This window comes from Ruegeria sp. F11 (assembly GCF_056533855.1).
This window is the reverse complement of sequence record NZ_JBQFOW010000011.1, coordinates 15,818-30,861: the sequence shown is the minus strand read 5'-3', so window position 1 is coordinate 30,861 and position 15,044 is coordinate 15,818. Positions and strand designations below refer to the sequence as shown.

Below are 15,044 nucleotides of genomic sequence, written 5' to 3'. Positions count from 1 at the left end.
TCGGACTAACCAAGGGAGGAGACACCCGATGAAATTGAAACTGGCAACCTTGGCGCTGGGCGCCGTAATGGCGGCAGGGCCGGTCATGGCCGACCTGGTATTCCCGTCGCTCAGCTACCGGACCGGTCCTTACGCGGCGGGTGGCATCCCCTTTGCGGATGGCTACGCCGACTATTTCACCTTGCTGAACGAACGCGATGGCGGCATCGGTGGCGTCAGCGTCAGCGTTCCGGAATGCGAAACGGCCTATAACACCGAAAAAGGTGTTGAGTGCTATGAGGCGACTAAGGACAGCGGCGCGCTGGTGTATCAGCCGCTTTCGACCGGGATCACCTATCAGCTGATCCCCAAACTGGCGGTCGACAAGATCCCGATGCTGACTTCGGGTCTGGGCCGGACCTCGGCCAAGAACGGGTCGGTGTTCGAATGGGTGTTCAACTTCCCAGCCAACTACTGGGATGGCGCATCCGGTGCGATCAACCACATTCTGGACCTGAACGACGGCGACATTTCGGGCAAGAAGATTGCTCTGGTCTATCACAACTCGGCCTATGGCAAGGAACCGATCCGCACGCTGGAGGAGCTGTCCGAGAAGCACGGCTTTGAACTGGTGGCCCTGCCGGTCGACCACCCAGGTCAGGAGCAGAAGTCGCAATGGCTGCAGATCCGCCGCGACCGTCCCGATTATGTCCTGATGTGGGGCTGGGGCGTGATGAACCAGGTGGCCGTGCAAGAGGCCGCGAACATCCGCTACCCGATGGAGAACTTCATCGGCGTCTGGTGGTCGGGTTCGGAAAATGACGTGCTGCCTGCGGGTGAGGCCGCCAATGGCTACAAGGCACTGACCTTCCACAATGTCGGGGCCGACTATCCGATCTATGACGACCTGAAGGCCCATGTGTATGACAAAGGGCTGTCGGCCGGGGCCGGAGATCAGACCGGTACGGTTCTGTACAACCGGGGTGTCTATGCAGCGATGCTGGTCGCGGAAGCTGCCAAAAAGGCGCAGGAAATCCACGGCGTGGCCGATATCGACTCGTCCATGATGCGCGATGGCATGGAAGCGCTGGTGATTGACGAGGCGCTGATGGCCGAGCTGGGCCTGCCGAATTTCGGCCCGAGCTTCGCAGTGGCCTGCGACAACCATGGTGGCGACGGCCTTGTCGGCGTGACCCAGTGGGATGCGGCGTCGAAGACCTGGTCGCTGATCTCGGACTTCAAACAGTCGGATCAGGACGTCATCCAGCCCCTGATTGATGCGGATTCGTCTGCTTACGCGGCTGAAAACAATCTTGAAGGGCGCTGCAGCTAAGGCGCTTTGACAAAACCGGGGCGGCTGTTCGCGGCCGCCCCGAACCCCACACTCGCACAAGGACACGCGCAGATGCTGGATGCGACACAAACCACCGAAGTGCAGGCCGAAACCCTGCTTGAAGTGAATAATATCGAGGTGATCTACAACCACGTGATCCTCGTGCTGAAAGGTGTCAGCCTGACGGTCCCCAAGGGCGGCATCACCGCGCTGCTGGGCGGTAACGGGGCGGGCAAGACGACGACGCTAAAGGCGGTGTCGAACCTGCTGCATTCGGAACGGGGCGAGGTCACGAAGGGAACGATCACCTATCGCGGCTCCAGCGTGCATGAAAGCGACCCTGCCGATTTGGTGCAAAAAGGTGTGATCCAGGTGATGGAGGGCCGTCACTGTTTCGAACACCTCACGGTCGAGGAAAACCTGCTGACCGGGGCCTATACCCGCAAGGATGGCTCGGCCGCGATCCAGCAGGATCTGGAACTTGTCTATAGTTATTTCCCGCGTCTGAAGGAACGCCGCCGGAGCCAGGCGGGTTATACCTCGGGCGGGGAACAGCAGATGGTGGCGATGGGCCGGGCGCTGATGTCGCGGCCCGAGACGATCTTGCTGGACGAACCCTCGATGGGTCTGGCCCCGCAGCTGGTCGAAGAGATTTTCGGCATCGTGAAGGACCTGAACGAGAAAGAAGGCGTGTCCTTCCTGCTGGCCGAACAGAATACCAATGTGGCGCTCAGGTTTGCCCATTACGGCTATATTCTGGAATCCGGGCGCGTGGTGATGGACGGCCCTGCCGCTGAACTGCGCGAGAACCCGGACGTAAAGGAATTCTATCTTGGCATGTCCGAAGAAGGGCGCAAAAGCTTCCGGGACGTGCGCTCGTACCGCCGCCGCAAACGGTGGCTGTAAACGGATGGAGGATCAGGTGATGACGACATATTACGACAGGCTCGAAACCCGGTCCGCTGACCAGCGCGCCGCTGATCAGTCGCAGGCATTGCGCGTTCAGATCGACCGGGCGAAATCCGCCCCGGGGTTCCAGGCGCATCTGGCCGGGGTCGATGTCGGTGCCGTTGTCTCGGTCGAAGATCTGCCGAAACTGCCGGTGCTGCGCAAATCCGATCTGGCGCAGGCGCAGGCCTCGCGCCCTCCGTTCGGCGGGTTCACCGTGAAACCGGCGCGGCATTTTCATCATGTGTTTCAGTCTCCGGGCCCGATCTATGAACCGGGCAGTACTGACCCCGACTGGTGGCGCATGGGGCGGTTCCTGCATGCGGCAGGGGTTGGTCCGGGCGATATCGTGCATAACTGTTTCGGCTATCACCTGACCCCGGCGGGCATGATCTTTGAAAGCGGCGCGCGGGCGGTGGGGGCCTCGGTCCTGCCTGCGGGCACGGGCCAGACTGAACTGCAAGTGACCGCTGCGCGCGATGTGGGCTGCACCGCCTATGCCGGGACACCGGACTACCTGAAGGTTATTCTGGACAAGGCGGATGCGATGGGCGTCGCCCTGAATTTCTCGACAGCCGTAGTGGGCGGCGGCGCGCTGTTCCCGTCTCTGCGCCAGGACTATGCGGATCGCGGGATTTCCTGCCTGCAATGTTATGCCACTGCCGATCTGGGCAATATCGCTTATGAAAGCCCGGCGATGGAGGGAATGATCATCGACGAACACGTGATCGTCGAGATCGTCACCCCCGGCACCGGAACCCCGGTCGCACCCGGCGAGGTGGGCGAGGTCGTTGTGACCTCATTGAACCCAGATTATCCGCTGATCCGGTTTGCCACCGGCGATCTGTCGGCGATCATGCCGGGCGTGTCGTCCTGTGGTCGCACCAACCTGCGGATCAAGGGCTGGATGGGCCGCGCCGATCAGACCACCAAGATCAAGGGCATGTTCGTGCGCCCCGAACAAGTGGCCGCTTTGGTCGACAAGCATGATGAGATCGTCAAGGCCCGCGTCATCGCCGCCCGTCAGGGCGAGATGGACACCATGACTGTTCAGATTGAAAGCCCCTGCAGCAATGACAACGCTTATGCCAAATCCGTGGCCGAGGTGTTGAAACTGAAAGGCGCGATCGAGATCGTCGCCCCCGGTTCCCTGCCCAAGGACGGTCTGGTGATCGAGGATCAGCGGGTTTACGAGTGACAAAACCCATCTCTGCGGCAGTAAGTGCCGCAGATTTGTTGCTCGGCCCACTGGTGTTTCTTAGCGTTTTGGTCGATTAAAGGCGGGCCTTTTTGCCTTTGCCAGTCACAAGCCGGGATGATGGCCCAGATCGACTATTCTCAGAACGGATCGCGAAATCGCGGCGTGCGCGGCACCCGGCTGCTGGCCGGGGTGGCCTATTTCGTGTCGGCGGCCTGTCTGTTGCCGATGGTGGCGGTTGTTCTGGCGGCGCTGACCGGTGGGACGGACACGATCTCACATCTGATGAACACGGTGCTGCCGCGCTACACCGCGACTACCCTGATCCTTGTGGTGCTGGTTGCCGCGGGGACGTTCTCCATCGGAACCGGGGCGGCGTGGCTGGTGACGATGACCCGCTTTCCCGGCGTGCGGCTGCTTGAGATCGCGCTGGTCCTGCCCTTGGCCTTTCCGGCCTACGTACTCGCCTATGCCTATACGTTCATTCTGGATCACCCCGGCATCGTTCAGTCCACCCTGCGCGATGTGACGGGCTGGGGGCCACGCGATTACTGGTTCCCCGAAATCCGCTCGACCGAAGGCGCGGCGGTGATGTTGATCCTCGTCCTATATCCGTATGTCTACCTGCTGGCGCGGGCGGCGTTCCTGCAGCAAAGCGCCACGGCCTTTCTGGCCGCGCGGGCGTTGGGCAACAACCCGTGGCTGGCCTTCCGGCGTGTCTCATTGCCCATGGCGCGCCCGGCGATTGCCGGAGGGGTGCTGCTGGCGATCATGGAGACCATCGCCGATTTCGGAACCGTGTCCTATTTCGGCGTGCAGACTTTTGCCACCGGCATCTACACCAGCTGGTTTTCTATGGCCGACCGGGCGGCGGCAGCGCAATTGGCGCTGTGCCTGCTGGTCTTTGCACTGGTCATGGCCGTGGCCGAACGCACCCAGCGCGGCAAGGCAAAATACTATCAGGCGGGCAAGCAACACGCGGCGCAGCCGGCGGCGATTTTGACCGGCTGGAAGGCGCTCGGGGCCTTCCTTCTGTGCGCCATTCCGGTCCTGTTCGGGTTTCTGCTGCCGGTGATCATTCTGGTCGAGATGGGGCTGGAATCGGAACAGAATCTGCTGTCGCAGCGGTATCTCGATTTCATTCAGAATTCGCTGATCCTTGCGGGCACGGCGGCGGTCATCACCGTCTGCGCGGCCATCAGCGTCGGATTTTTCCAACGGCTGCGGCCCGGGCGCGCCTCGTCTTCCACCGCCTATATTGCGCGGCTGGGCTACGCGGTGCCGGGCGGAGTGATCGCGGTGGGGCTGATCGTGCCCTTCGCCGGGTTCGACAACGCGCTGGACGCGTGGATGCGCGAGACCTTCGATATCTCGACCGGGCTGCTGGTTACGGGGTCCATCTGGCTGTTGGTGGCGGCCTATATGGTTCGGTTCCTCGCCGCCGCGCTCAGCGCCTATGAAGGCGGGCAGAGCACGGTCCATGCCAATATGGACGCCGCTGCCCGGTCTTTGGGCCAGACGCCGCTGGGGACCTTGCGACGGGTGCATCTGCCGATCCTGACGCCGTCGTTGCTGACCGCGCTGCTGATCGTGTTTGTCGATGTGATGAAGGAACTGCCCGCCACCCTGATCATGCGGCCCTTCAACTTTGACACGCTGGCGGTACAAGCCTATCGGCTCGCCTCGGACGAGCGGTTGGAGGGTGCCGCCGTGCCTTCGCTGGTCATTCTGGCGGTGGGTTTGCTGCCGGTGATCCTGATCTGCCGTCAGGTCGGGCGCAGGTAACACTCGCGCCGCAATTCGCGACCAAACGCGCATCGGGCTTGATTCGAATGCGATTTCCGGCAAGGCTTGGGGCATGAACATGCAGCCTCCCAGCCGGTTCTCTGCCAACTCGGCCCAGATGCCCGTCGCGTTCGACCGGCGCGAGATGTCCCAGATCATGTCCGTTTACGGCCGGATGGTCGCCGCCGGAGAATGGCGCGATTACGGCATTTCCAACCTGCGCGACATGGCGGTGTTTTCCATTTTCCGACGCACCGCAGAGCACCCGATCTACCGGGTCGAAAAGGACCCGCGGCTGCGGTCGAAACAGGGCATGTATTCAGTCGTCGGCATGGACGGGCGCATCCTGAAACGCGGGCAGGATCTGCGCACGGTGCTGCGGGTGCTGGAACGCAAGCTGATCCGGGCGGTTAACCCGGATTAGAGCCGTTTATGCGCAGTCACGGGCCCGTCGCCCTGCGCCAAAATACGCGCAATGGCCTGATCCATCGGCTCATATGAAACAGCCATATGGTGGGCATTGGCATGCAGGATCATGTTGTCGCCAGAGACCCACGCCACATGCCCTTTCCAGAACAGAAGATCGCCGCGTTGGGCTTTTGCGCCTTCGGGCTGGGCCTTGCCCACAGCGCGTTCCTGATCGCCGCTGTCGCCAGGGCAGGTGATACCACAGGCCAACAACGCGGCCTGCACCAGGCCGGAGCAGTCGACGCCGAACCGGCTGTTGCCGCCCCACAGGTAGGGCGTGCCCAGAAACAACTCGGCCACCGCGACCGGGTCGCTCATTCTGTTTGCGATGGGCGTGGTGTGAACAGTTGGAATGAACCCGCGTTCAGTTTCCAGGAACTTGCCCTGTTCCGAGGTGGCCCGAACCTTGCTGCCAAAACTCAGCGCGGCCAGATCGGGGCTTTTGATATCCGCCTGCGTGTAGGCGTGGGTTGAGGGCGCGGTGATCCAGTGGGTCGCCTCGGTGTCTTCACCCAAATGCTCGGACCGAACCCATCCCGGATAGCCGTCCTTGTCTGCGGTGATCCGACTCCACCCGTCGCGTTCCTGCGCGACCTGCACCGTATCGCCAAAGATCACCTGCCGGTCGCGCGGCCCGTCCGGGCTGCGCCACAGGTCAACGACCGGTTCGAGGATGCGCTTGCGGGTCACAGGCCCAAAACCTCGGGCAGGGCAGTCAGGATCGCGCGGGGCCCTTGGCCGAGGCCTCCTTTGCTGCGGCCCGGGGCTTTGCTGGGCTGCCACGCGTAAATGTCGAAATGCATATAGGCGCTGTGTTCAACAAAGCGCCGCAGGAAAAGCGCGGCGGTGATCGACCCGGCAAATCCGCCCGACGGTGCGTTGTCCAGATCGGCGATGCCGGGTTCGATCATCGCCTCGTAGGGTTCGTGAAACGGCATCCGCCAGACCGGATCGGCGGCCTGAGGGGCGCTGGCCACCAGCGCCGCTGCAGTGCGGTCGTCATCGGTGTAGAACGGGGCCAGATCGGGGCCCACGGCCACCCGCGCCGCGCCGGTCAGGGTGGCCATCGAGATCACCAGATCGGGCCGCCCCTCATCCGCCAGCGCCAGCGCATCGGCCAGCACCAGCCGCCCCTCGGCATCGGTGTTGTTGATCTCGACCGTCAGGCCCTTGCGCGAGGTCAGGATGTCTCCGGGCCGGAAGGCATTGCCCGAGACCGCGTTTTCAACCGCTGGGATCAGCACCCGCAATTGCAGCGGCAGGTCCAGCGCCATGATCATCCGCGCCAGTCCCAGCACATTGGCGGCCCCGCCCATGTCCTTTTTCATCAGGCCCATGGAACTGCCTGGTTTCAGGTTCAGGCCGCCGGTGTCGAAACACACGCCCTTGCCCACCAGCGTCAGCTTCGGCCCGCTGCTGCCCCAGTTCATGTCGATCAGCCGGGGCGCTTGCGCCGCCGCGCGGCCGACCGCGTGGATCATTGGGAAATCCTGTTTCAGTGGGGTGCCGAGGGTCACGTCGCAGGTCGCGCCGAACTCCTGCGCCAAGCCTTCGGCGGCTGCCTGCAACTGCTCGGGTCCCATATCCGAGGCAGGTGTGTTGACCAGATCGCGGGTCAGCGCCTCGGCCTGCGCCATGACCTCGATCCGGGCGGCATCGACGCCGTCGGGCGCGATCAAGGCTGCCCCCGAGGGCGATTGCCCGGCATAGCGGTCATAGGCGTAACCGGTCATCAGCCAGCCGAAACACTCTATCTCCAACCGGTCGGAGGGCACGCCTGATGCGATGTGGTAGGTACCCTTGGGTAAAGCCTCAGCCGCTGCGGCCAGAGGGAACCGTTTACGCGCCCGCTTGGCGCTTGTCCCGTATCCGGCCAGCGCCATCTGCGACGCGCCATCCGGGCCGGGCACCAATAGCGTTTGCCCCAGCGCGCCGGTGAACCCGTTGCTGGCCACCCAGCTTTGCACATGATCCGGCTGAGCCTGCAGCCACGCCTCAAGCTCGGGCTGCGCGATCACTTGAAGCGGCAGGGATGGGTCAGAGGGCGGGGCAAAGGACAAGGTCATCAGACGTCTCGGGCTAGTTCAAATCGCCCCCAGACTAACGGCCCACCGCCTGCCCGCAACCCCCGTCAGACCGACATATCCTGCTGATCCCAGACCGCCGTCAACGACCGTTCGCCCACGCGGATCAGCCGACCCAGCGTGGCACCTGTCGCCACCGCATCCCCGGCATCCACCGCCTGTGCCACGTCGCCCGCAACACGGGCCAGCGCGGTCATGCCGATCTGGTCCGATATGGCCACCAGCGATCTGGCGCATTTGCGCAGGCCGACCCAGTCGCGCTGCCGCCAGAAGCGTTCGCAATTCGACAGGCGCACCGCCAGTTCCTCGACCGTGCGGCACAACACGTCCAGCGCGTTCTTGTCGCCCAGTTGCCGGTACAGCCCGTTCAGCTGCTCGGAATCCAGACGCACGGATTCCGTGTGTTCCAGTGTGAGTATCTTGTCCACCACATTTACCCCAATCGTCACGCCCCCACGGCGCAGCCCGATCATGCGGCGCAATTCCTTTGCAAAACCTTGCGCCGAATTTGGATAATGGCTCGAATTTTTCGCGAATTCGGTATAGAGCATCCGGCAGCACAAAGAACAGGGACGCCGAAATGGACTTAGCCAAACCTCTACCGACCTATCTGGTGAAACGGTATCACGGCTGGAAGGCCACCACATATTCCGAAAATCAGGTCTGGTACCGGCGGCTTGCGACCGAAGGCCAACGCCCGCGCGCAATGGTAATTTCCTGCTGCGACAGCCGGGTGCATGTGACGTCGATGTTCGGCGCGGATCAGGGCGATTTCTTTATTCACCGCAATATCGCCAACCTCGTGCCCCCTTACGCGCCCGATGGCGACCACCACGGCACCAGCGCCACAATCGAATATGCGGTCACAGCGCTGAAAGTGGCGCATCTGATCGTGCTGGGGCATTCGCAATGCGGCGGCGTGCAGGGCTGTATCGACATGTGCAAGGGTCAGGCCCCGCAACTGGAAGCGAAAGAAAGCTTTGTGGGCCGCTGGATGGACATCCTGAAACCCAAATACGAATTGGTCGCGGATGTGGAAGACAGCGTAGAACAAGCGCGTCTGTTTGAACGTCAGGCGGTTGTGGCCTCGCTCGAGAACCTGATGACCTTCCCATTTGTGTCGGCGGCGGTGGAACAGGATGCGCTGAGCCTGCATGGATTGTGGACGGATATCGGCGAGGGCGGGTTGGAATGTTTCGACCCGCATCAAAAGAAGTTCGTCCCGGTCTGACCCCACGCCATTTGGGGTCCTTTGCCCTGCGGTTTTGATGTAAGCTCTGAACATTGGTTTATGTTCGGAGCTTCCCATGACTTGGTTAAAACGCATTTTCGGCGGTCTGATCGTCATTCTTCTGATTCTGGTCTGCGTCTCGTACCTGCTGCCCGGCAAAGCCGAGGTCTCGCGCAGCGTCCTGATCGACGCCCCGCCCGAGGCCATCTTTCCCTATGTAAATTCCATGCAGGAGACTGAAAAATGGTCGCCCTGGCTGGAGCGTGATCCCGAAACCAAGCTGAGCTATTCCGGCCCCGAGGCGGGTGTCGGCAACACGCTGAACTGGAGTTCCGACAATGATCAGGTCGGATCCGGGACGCAGGAAATTATCGACAGTGTCGAAAACCAATCCGTCAATACCGCGCTGGATTTTGGCTCGATGGGCACGGCAACCGCATTTTTCACCCTGCAACCCGAGGGCGCGCAGACAGAGGTCACGTGGGGGTTTGACTCCGACCTCGGGCTGAACCCCATGGCCCGCTGGATGGGGCTGATGATGGATGGCTGGGTCGGCGGCGATTATGAGCGCGGGCTGGAAAATCTGAAGGCGCTGGTCGAAGGGCAGGGGTGACAGCATAAGCACAGCCGGGATCGCGCAGGCACCTGTCACAATTGGCTTTACTGGCGACCCCGGCAGGATTCGAACCTGCAACCTGCCCCTTAGGAGAGGAACAAGTTAAGGTTTTTTATCTTTTTTAATCAGATATTTAGCAGATTTTTTCCACTTCTTGTGTCAAATTTGTGCCACGCTATTCTTGGTTTCCACCCATTCGAACTACTTGAGGCTGCCTGCCCGAGGCCACCAACGCGCTCCCGATCACAGCACCACAATCTATGCTTTGATGGCGGAAAGCAGTGACGAAAGTTGTGCGTTGCACGATTATCCGTGCATCGAAGGACTAGGAGAGTTTCAAAAGAAACTAAACTTGGAGAATGCTCAGTGTATTTTCACTGGTTAGTTGGCAGTCATGCGAAAACAACAGCGATATGCAGACCGAGTATCACTCAGGGCAGTTCTGTACTTCCCTTCTCAATCGCCATTCCATAGAAATGGTATGCGAGAAACAGCCTAGTAAAATTCAATCATTAGATGACCAGCGATTTACCAGCAGCCCCCTTACCCAGCCTTTACATATTTCTCGATGAAGGCGGAAATTTCGACTTCTCTCCTACAGGTTCAGAGTTTTTTACTCTGACTTGCGCTAGCCTCTACCGTCCATTTCTGCTCCACACTGATTTGGACACTTACAAATACGACTTGATAGAACATCGAATAAAGCCGCGCATTGAGATGGAGTACTTTCACTGCGCTGACGATAACAAACACGTTCGGGACAAAGTCTTTTCTATGCTTGCGGCTTCAGTACCTAAGAGTTCTGTGGACTCGGTGATTGTTGAAAAGCGCAAGACAGGTCCAGCTTTACAACCACCCGAGAAGTTCTATCCCCAAATGTTGGGCTACCTGTTGCGGTTCGCAGTTTCAAAGGCAGCAAAAGGAGTCGGTGAGGTTGTAGTAATTACCGATAGTCTACCGGTGGCAAAGAAACGAAAAGCTATCGAAAAGGCCGTTAAGACAGTTCTAGCTGGCATGCTTCCGTCGGGAACTCCCTACCGGGTTATGCATCATTCCTCACGAGCGCACTACGGATTGCAGATTGCTGACTATTTCAACTGGGCAATATACCGAAAATGGGAACATGGTGACGCAGCGCCTCACGCAAAAGTCGCAGCGCAAATACGAAGCGAGTTCGATATTTTCAGATCAGGCGTTCGATACTACTACTTATGAATTTGACCCCTCCGACTACCGACCCGGAGAACCCCTTGGGTTCTTATCATCGGAGGGGAACCTTTGACGTTAATATACGCGCAAAAGTTCAAATATCAAGTTAAGAGGCGGCTTCGTCTACCTGCATAGCCAATACAACTGATTGGAGAGCAACATAGGATTCCAGTAGATTTTTCGAGATTCGATCCGCTGGCATCAGCTTCATTTCAGCTTAACAATCGAGCTGAGCGAGAGTGAAAAGAGCTCACCAAAATCTCGGTTGCATACCCAACGATCAAATTAAATACAGTGAATCAGTCAGTCTCGAGCGCGACCATTGGGTAATGGACGACGACAAAACGCGCGCCACCGTGCATGCGCATAGTTTTCAGTGCACAGCACAATACCCACTTTTTGCAACGAGATTGCTGGGCTCTCTCCTACAATCCACCGAACTGGGCGGTGTTGACAACGTTTACAAAACACTCGGGCGCACTGTGTCAATTTTGTGCCAATTTTTACTCTGCGCTGAACGTTTAACCGGTAATCTCACGCTTTATTGTGCAACGCACTAAATAACGGGCAATGATTGCGAACAGAGATTTCGCAATATTTACAGAATTTACTATATAAAACATTTAGTTATGGCGACCCCGGCAGGATTCGAACCTGCAACCTGCCCCTTAGGAGGGGGCTGCTCTATCCAGTTGAGCCACGGGGCCGCGCAAGGCTCTCTGTATCGCGGATTTTTCGGGTTGTCATGGGCTTTGCACAATTGTTGTACTCGCCGCCCTGTTCACGCTACCATCCGGCCAAACAACAACGCAGGTGCCCCCGTGAACACAGAAACCAAACGCCCCCTAACCCTTCGCGATGTGTCCGAGGCCTCGGGGGTGTCCGAGATGACGGTCAGCCGGGTTCTGCGCAACCGGGGCGATGTGTCCGACGCGACCCGCACCCGGGTTCTGGCGGCGGCGAAAGAGCTTGGATATGTGCCCAACAAGATCGCTGGCGCCTTGGCGTCGAGCCGGGTGAATTTGGTGGCGGTGATCATCCCCTCGCTGTCGAACATGGTCTTCCCCGAGGTGCTGACCGGCGTCAATCAGGTTCTGGAAGACACCGAATTGCAGCCGGTTGTTGGCGTCACCGACTATCTGCCCGAAAAAGAAGAGAAGGTGCTGTACGAGATGCTCTCGTGGCGGCCCTCGGGCGTGATCATCGCCGGGCTGGAACATACGGATGCGGCCCGCGCCATGCTGGATTCGGCGGGGATTCCGGTAGTCGAGATCATGGATACCGATGGCAAGCCGGTGGATGCGATGGTTGGCATCTCGCACCGCCGCGCCGGGCGTGAAATGGCGCGGGCGATCCTGAAGGCGGGGTATGAGCATATCGGGTTCATGGGCACCAAGATGCCGCTGGATCATCGGGCACGGAAGCGGTTCGAAGGGTTTACGGAAGTGCTGGGCAAGCACGGGATCGAAATCGAGGACCGCGAGTTTTATTCCGGCGGATCGGCGCTGGCCAAGGGCCGCGAGATGACGCAGACAATGCTGGAACGCTCGCCCGAGCTGGATTTTCTGTATTATTCCAATGACATGATCGGGGCGGGCGGGCTGCTCTATCTGCTGGAACAGGGGATCAATGTTCCGGGCCAGATCGGATTGGCCGGGTTCAACAATGTGGAACTTTTGCAGGGCCTGCCGCGCAAGCTGGCCACGATGGATGCCTGCCGGTTAGAGATTGGCCGCAAGGCCGCCGAGATCATTACCGAGCGGCTGAACGACCCCAATTCCGAAATCGAGACCCGGGTCACTCTGACCCCGAAAATCAGCTTTGGCGATACGCTGAAACGGCGCTGACGGGTGGCGCTGCCGCAGCTTGACAACCGGGCGGCCCGGGCGGTGTTCATGCACCGCCATGCGCTTTCTGAACAGCCTGCGGGTGGGTCCAAGGGCGAGGAGCTTCTGGATCTGATCCGGCGGCTGGGCTTTGTGCAACTGGACAGTATCAACACCGTCGCCCGCGCACATGACATGATCCTGTTTTCGCGCAGGCCCTCCTATCGCAGCCGGAACCTCAAGCAACTGTATGAACGCGACAGGGCGCTGTTCGAACATTGGACGCATGATGCTGCGGTCATCCCGATGGCGTTCTACCGTCACTGGCATCTGCGCTTTCTACGCGACGCGGACCTGCTGAAAGCGCGGTGGAAGAACTGGCGGCGCGACGGGTATGAGCAGCGGTTCGCAACCGTTTTGCAGCATATCCGCGATCATGGGCCGGTGTCGTCCTCGGACGTGGGTAGGGACGAAAAGAAGGGCTCGGGCGGCTGGTGGGACTGGCACCCGTCCAAAACCGCGCTGGAGTTTCTGTGGCGGTCCGGAGCTCTGACGGTCACGGGTCGTGACGGGTTTCAGAAACGCTATGACCTGACTGAACGGGTGATCGAGGCGCAGTTGTGCCCCGGCCAGTCCCCCTGCGATGCGGAGGCAACGGTGGACTGGCTGTGCAACGCCGCGCTGGACCGGCTGGGCTTTGCCACCTCGGGCGAGTTGGCGGCGTTCTGGGACACGGTCAGCCCGGCCGAGGCAAAAGCGTGGTGCGCGCGAGCTTTGGATGCAGGCGATTTGGAAGAAATCGACATCACCTGTGCCGATGGGCGCGTGCGCAAGGTCATGGCCCGCCCCGGTCTGGCGGATGAGGCGCAGGCGTTGCCGCCCGCGCCCGGGCGTATCCGGGTGCTCAGCCCGTTTGACCCGATGCTGCGCGACCGCAAGCGGGCCGAACGGCTGTTCGGCTTCCACTACCGGATCGAGGTTTTTGTTCCGGAACCCAAGCGGACCTATGGCTATTATGTCTTTCCCCTGCTGGAAGGCGACAAGCTGATCGGGCGCATCGACATGAAAGCCCATCGCGACAGTGGCGCATTGCGTGTTCGGGCGTTGTGGCCGGAACGCAAGGTGCGCTGGTCCGAGGCGCGCAGCCGCCGCTTGCAGGCCGAGCTGGATCGGGTGTGTCGCTTTGCTGGTCTGGATCAGGTGGAGTTTGCCAAGGACTGGCTGAAAGACCCTAAATAGGGTCTATCCGGATCCGTCAGCGTCAGCCGGATCGGGTCCAGCCCGTCAATTCCGCCCTCAATAACATCGCCCGGACCAACTGGCCCGACACCAGCGGGCGTGCCAGTCAGGATCAGATCGCCGGGGCGCAGGTGGTAGAAGCCGGACAGGTGGCAAATGATCTCATCGATCTTCCAGATCAGTTCCGACAGGGTCGCATCTTGCCGGACCTCGCCGTTGACGCTTAGGTGGATGCGAGTGCGATCTTCGGGCGACCAGTCCGTTGCGCGGGTCAAAGGGGCGAAAACCGCGCCGTTCTCGACATCCTTGCCCAAATCCCAGGGGCGCTGTTTGTTCCGCTCGCGGATCTGCAGGTCGCGGCGTGTCATGTCCAGCGCGCAGCCATAGGCATAGACCGCGTCCCAGGCCTGATCAGGGGTTGCGCGAAACACCGGCTGTCCAAGGGCGACGGCCAGTTCCATCTCGTAATGGTAATTCTCGGTACCCGGCGGGTAGGGCACAGTGGCCCCGGACAGGATCGCATTCGGGGCGGATTTGGTGAAGTAAAACGGGGCCTCGCGATCGACCTCATGGCCCATTTCGGCGGCATGGGCGGCATAGTTGCGCCCAACGCAGAAGATACGGCCCACCGGATACCCCGCCTGCGCGCCTGCAACCGGAACAAGGACGGGCTCGGCAAGTGTGAAAAGACTGTCCTGCATCGCGTTCCCCCTGTTGACCAGGTGCATCTTAGTGAACGCAGCGTTGTCCACAAGCCTGACCTCCACGCCGGTTTCTGCCCATGGCTGCGCCGTGTTTCGGCGCGAAGTCGCTGAATTTCCATTGGGCTGGCATGTCCCGTTTTCTGCCGTGCCCGGACCCGCATAAATACGGTCAGCAGGCGAAGGTCAGGACCGAACCACTCGCAAATATTGCATCGGATCGCCTTGGCTTAATCGCAGGTTGCACTATGTCCTGCGATACGTGAACAGACAGGCCCGCCGCGCAACGCGGTGAATTGGGCCGAAAACACCCCCTCGGCGCGGCAGAATGCCCGAAGAGAACGTCAAGACGTAATAGACCCAAACCCGGCCTTTTCAGGCACAAACCGGTTGGGAAACGGGTCGCACAAGTTCGGAGAGCGCAGGC

General features: G+C 60.4%; 14 protein-coding genes and 2 tRNA genes. 10 read left to right on the top strand and 6 right to left on the bottom strand.

The window, feature by feature from the left end:
* Positions 1-28: 28 nt before the first annotated feature.
* The 5 genes from ACR0NJ_RS15480 to ACR0NJ_RS15460 all read left to right on the top strand — a co-directional run bounded on the left by ACR0NJ_RS15480 (position 29) and on the right by ACR0NJ_RS15460 (position 5,667).
* Positions 29-1,312, top strand: coding sequence for an ABC transporter substrate-binding protein (locus tag ACR0NJ_RS15480; RefSeq protein ID WP_480818031.1), 1,284 nt, complete (start codon positions 29-31; stop codon positions 1,310-1,312).
* Between the two features lie 72 nt (positions 1,313-1,384).
* Positions 1,385-2,218, top strand: coding sequence for an ABC transporter ATP-binding protein (locus tag ACR0NJ_RS15475; protein ID WP_480818030.1), 834 nt, complete (start codon positions 1,385-1,387; stop codon positions 2,216-2,218).
* A 19-nt stretch (positions 2,219-2,237) separates the two neighbouring features.
* Positions 2,238-3,458 carry a phenylacetate--CoA ligase family protein gene (locus tag ACR0NJ_RS15470; protein WP_480818029.1) on the top strand — a complete coding sequence of 407 codons (1,221 nt, stop codon included), beginning with the start codon at positions 2,238-2,240 and terminating at the stop codon, positions 3,456-3,458.
* A gap of 120 nt (positions 3,459-3,578) precedes the next feature.
* Positions 3,579-5,243: an ABC transporter permease gene (locus ACR0NJ_RS15465; RefSeq protein WP_480818028.1), complete on the top strand. Its 1,665-nt coding sequence runs from the start codon at positions 3,579-3,581 to the stop codon at positions 5,241-5,243.
* A 73-nt stretch (positions 5,244-5,316) separates the two neighbouring features.
* The gene (locus tag ACR0NJ_RS15460; protein ID WP_480611930.1) at positions 5,317-5,667 is read left to right on the top strand and encodes a DUF2794 domain-containing protein; all 351 of its coding nucleotides are present in this window, start codon (positions 5,317-5,319) and stop codon (positions 5,665-5,667) included.
* Here ACR0NJ_RS15460 and ACR0NJ_RS15455 read toward each other — a convergent pair.
* From ACR0NJ_RS15455 to ACR0NJ_RS15445, 3 genes are all read right to left on the bottom strand, one after another.
* Positions 5,664-6,401, bottom strand: a complete 738-nt coding sequence (locus tag ACR0NJ_RS15455) for a C40 family peptidase (protein ID WP_480818027.1) — start codon at positions 6,399-6,401, stop codon at positions 5,664-5,666. The genes ACR0NJ_RS15460 and ACR0NJ_RS15455 overlap by 4 nt on opposite strands.
* Complete coding sequence (locus ACR0NJ_RS15450; RefSeq protein WP_480818026.1) at positions 6,398-7,777, bottom strand: leucyl aminopeptidase family protein; 1,380 nt, start codon at positions 7,775-7,777, stop codon at positions 6,398-6,400. The genes ACR0NJ_RS15455 and ACR0NJ_RS15450 overlap by 4 nt, the downstream gene beginning before the upstream one ends.
* A gap of 65 nt (positions 7,778-7,842) precedes the next feature.
* Positions 7,843-8,268, bottom strand: a complete 426-nt coding sequence (locus ACR0NJ_RS15445; RefSeq protein WP_480818025.1) for a hypothetical protein — start codon at positions 8,266-8,268, stop codon at positions 7,843-7,845.
* Positions 8,269-8,375: 107 nt separating this feature from the next.
* On the opposite strand from ACR0NJ_RS15445, the gene ACR0NJ_RS15440 reads away from it, so the two are divergent.
* Together ACR0NJ_RS15440 and ACR0NJ_RS15435 are read left to right on the top strand one after the other, a co-directional pair.
* On the top strand, positions 8,376-9,026 hold the full coding sequence (locus tag ACR0NJ_RS15440) for a carbonic anhydrase (protein WP_480818024.1): 651 nt from the start codon (positions 8,376-8,378) through the stop codon (positions 9,024-9,026).
* A gap of 76 nt (positions 9,027-9,102) precedes the next feature.
* On the top strand, positions 9,103-9,639 hold the full coding sequence (locus tag ACR0NJ_RS15435; RefSeq protein WP_480818023.1) for an SRPBCC family protein: 537 nt from the start codon (positions 9,103-9,105) through the stop codon (positions 9,637-9,639).
* A gap of 51 nt (positions 9,640-9,690) precedes the next feature.
* Here ACR0NJ_RS15435 and ACR0NJ_RS15430 read toward each other — a convergent pair.
* Positions 9,691-9,803 (bottom strand) — tRNA-Arg (locus tag ACR0NJ_RS15430).
* A gap of 355 nt (positions 9,804-10,158) precedes the next feature.
* On the opposite strand from ACR0NJ_RS15430, the gene ACR0NJ_RS15425 reads away from it, so the two are divergent.
* On the top strand, positions 10,159-10,857 hold the full coding sequence (locus ACR0NJ_RS15425) for a DUF3800 domain-containing protein (protein ID WP_480818022.1): 699 nt from the start codon (positions 10,159-10,161) through the stop codon (positions 10,855-10,857).
* A 624-nt stretch (positions 10,858-11,481) separates the two neighbouring features.
* Here ACR0NJ_RS15425 and ACR0NJ_RS15420 read toward each other — a convergent pair.
* Positions 11,482-11,558: transfer RNA gene (locus tag ACR0NJ_RS15420), tRNA-Arg, on the bottom strand.
* A gap of 114 nt (positions 11,559-11,672) precedes the next feature.
* On the opposite strand from ACR0NJ_RS15420, the gene ACR0NJ_RS15415 reads away from it, so the two are divergent.
* Together ACR0NJ_RS15415 and ACR0NJ_RS15410 are read left to right on the top strand one after the other, a co-directional pair.
* Positions 11,673-12,698, top strand: a complete 1,026-nt coding sequence (locus ACR0NJ_RS15415; RefSeq protein ID WP_480818021.1) for a LacI family DNA-binding transcriptional regulator — start codon at positions 11,673-11,675, stop codon at positions 12,696-12,698.
* Between the two features lie 3 nt (positions 12,699-12,701).
* Positions 12,702-13,916: a winged helix-turn-helix domain-containing protein gene (locus ACR0NJ_RS15410; RefSeq protein ID WP_480818020.1), complete on the top strand. Its 1,215-nt coding sequence runs from the start codon at positions 12,702-12,704 to the stop codon at positions 13,914-13,916.
* Here ACR0NJ_RS15410 and ACR0NJ_RS15405 read toward each other — a convergent pair.
* Positions 13,874-14,617: a fumarylacetoacetate hydrolase family protein gene (locus ACR0NJ_RS15405; protein WP_480818019.1), complete on the bottom strand. Its 744-nt coding sequence runs from the start codon at positions 14,615-14,617 to the stop codon at positions 13,874-13,876. The genes ACR0NJ_RS15410 and ACR0NJ_RS15405 overlap by 43 nt on opposite strands.
* Positions 14,618-15,044 lie beyond the last annotated feature (427 nt).

Bases quoted from the DNA above. Each gene is read 5' to 3' on its own strand.
- ACR0NJ_RS15470 (WP_480818029.1), top strand. From the start codon at position 2,238: ATGACGACATATTACGACAGGCTCGAAACCCGGTCCGCTGACCAGCGC.
- ACR0NJ_RS15435 (WP_480818023.1), top strand. From the start codon at position 9,103: ATGACTTGGTTAAAACGCATTTTCGGCGGTCTGATCGTCATTCTTCTG.
- ACR0NJ_RS15445 (WP_480818025.1), bottom strand. From the start codon at position 8,268: ATGATCGGGCTGCGCCGTGGGGGCGTGACGATTGGGGTAAATGTGGTG.
- ACR0NJ_RS15405 (WP_480818019.1), bottom strand. From the start codon at position 14,617: ATGCAGGACAGTCTTTTCACACTTGCCGAGCCCGTCCTTGTTCCGGTT.
- ACR0NJ_RS15480 (WP_480818031.1), top strand. From the start codon at position 29: ATGAAATTGAAACTGGCAACCTTGGCGCTGGGCGCCGTAATGGCGGCA.
- ACR0NJ_RS15475 (WP_480818030.1), top strand. From the start codon at position 1,385: ATGCTGGATGCGACACAAACCACCGAAGTGCAGGCCGAAACCCTGCTT.
- ACR0NJ_RS15465 (WP_480818028.1), top strand. From the start codon at position 3,579: ATGGCCCAGATCGACTATTCTCAGAACGGATCGCGAAATCGCGGCGTG.
- ACR0NJ_RS15440 (WP_480818024.1), top strand. From the start codon at position 8,376: ATGGACTTAGCCAAACCTCTACCGACCTATCTGGTGAAACGGTATCAC.
- ACR0NJ_RS15425 (WP_480818022.1), top strand. From the start codon at position 10,159: ATGACCAGCGATTTACCAGCAGCCCCCTTACCCAGCCTTTACATATTT.
- ACR0NJ_RS15460 (WP_480611930.1), top strand. From the start codon at position 5,317: ATGAACATGCAGCCTCCCAGCCGGTTCTCTGCCAACTCGGCCCAGATG.
- ACR0NJ_RS15450 (WP_480818026.1), bottom strand. From the start codon at position 7,777: ATGACCTTGTCCTTTGCCCCGCCCTCTGACCCATCCCTGCCGCTTCAA.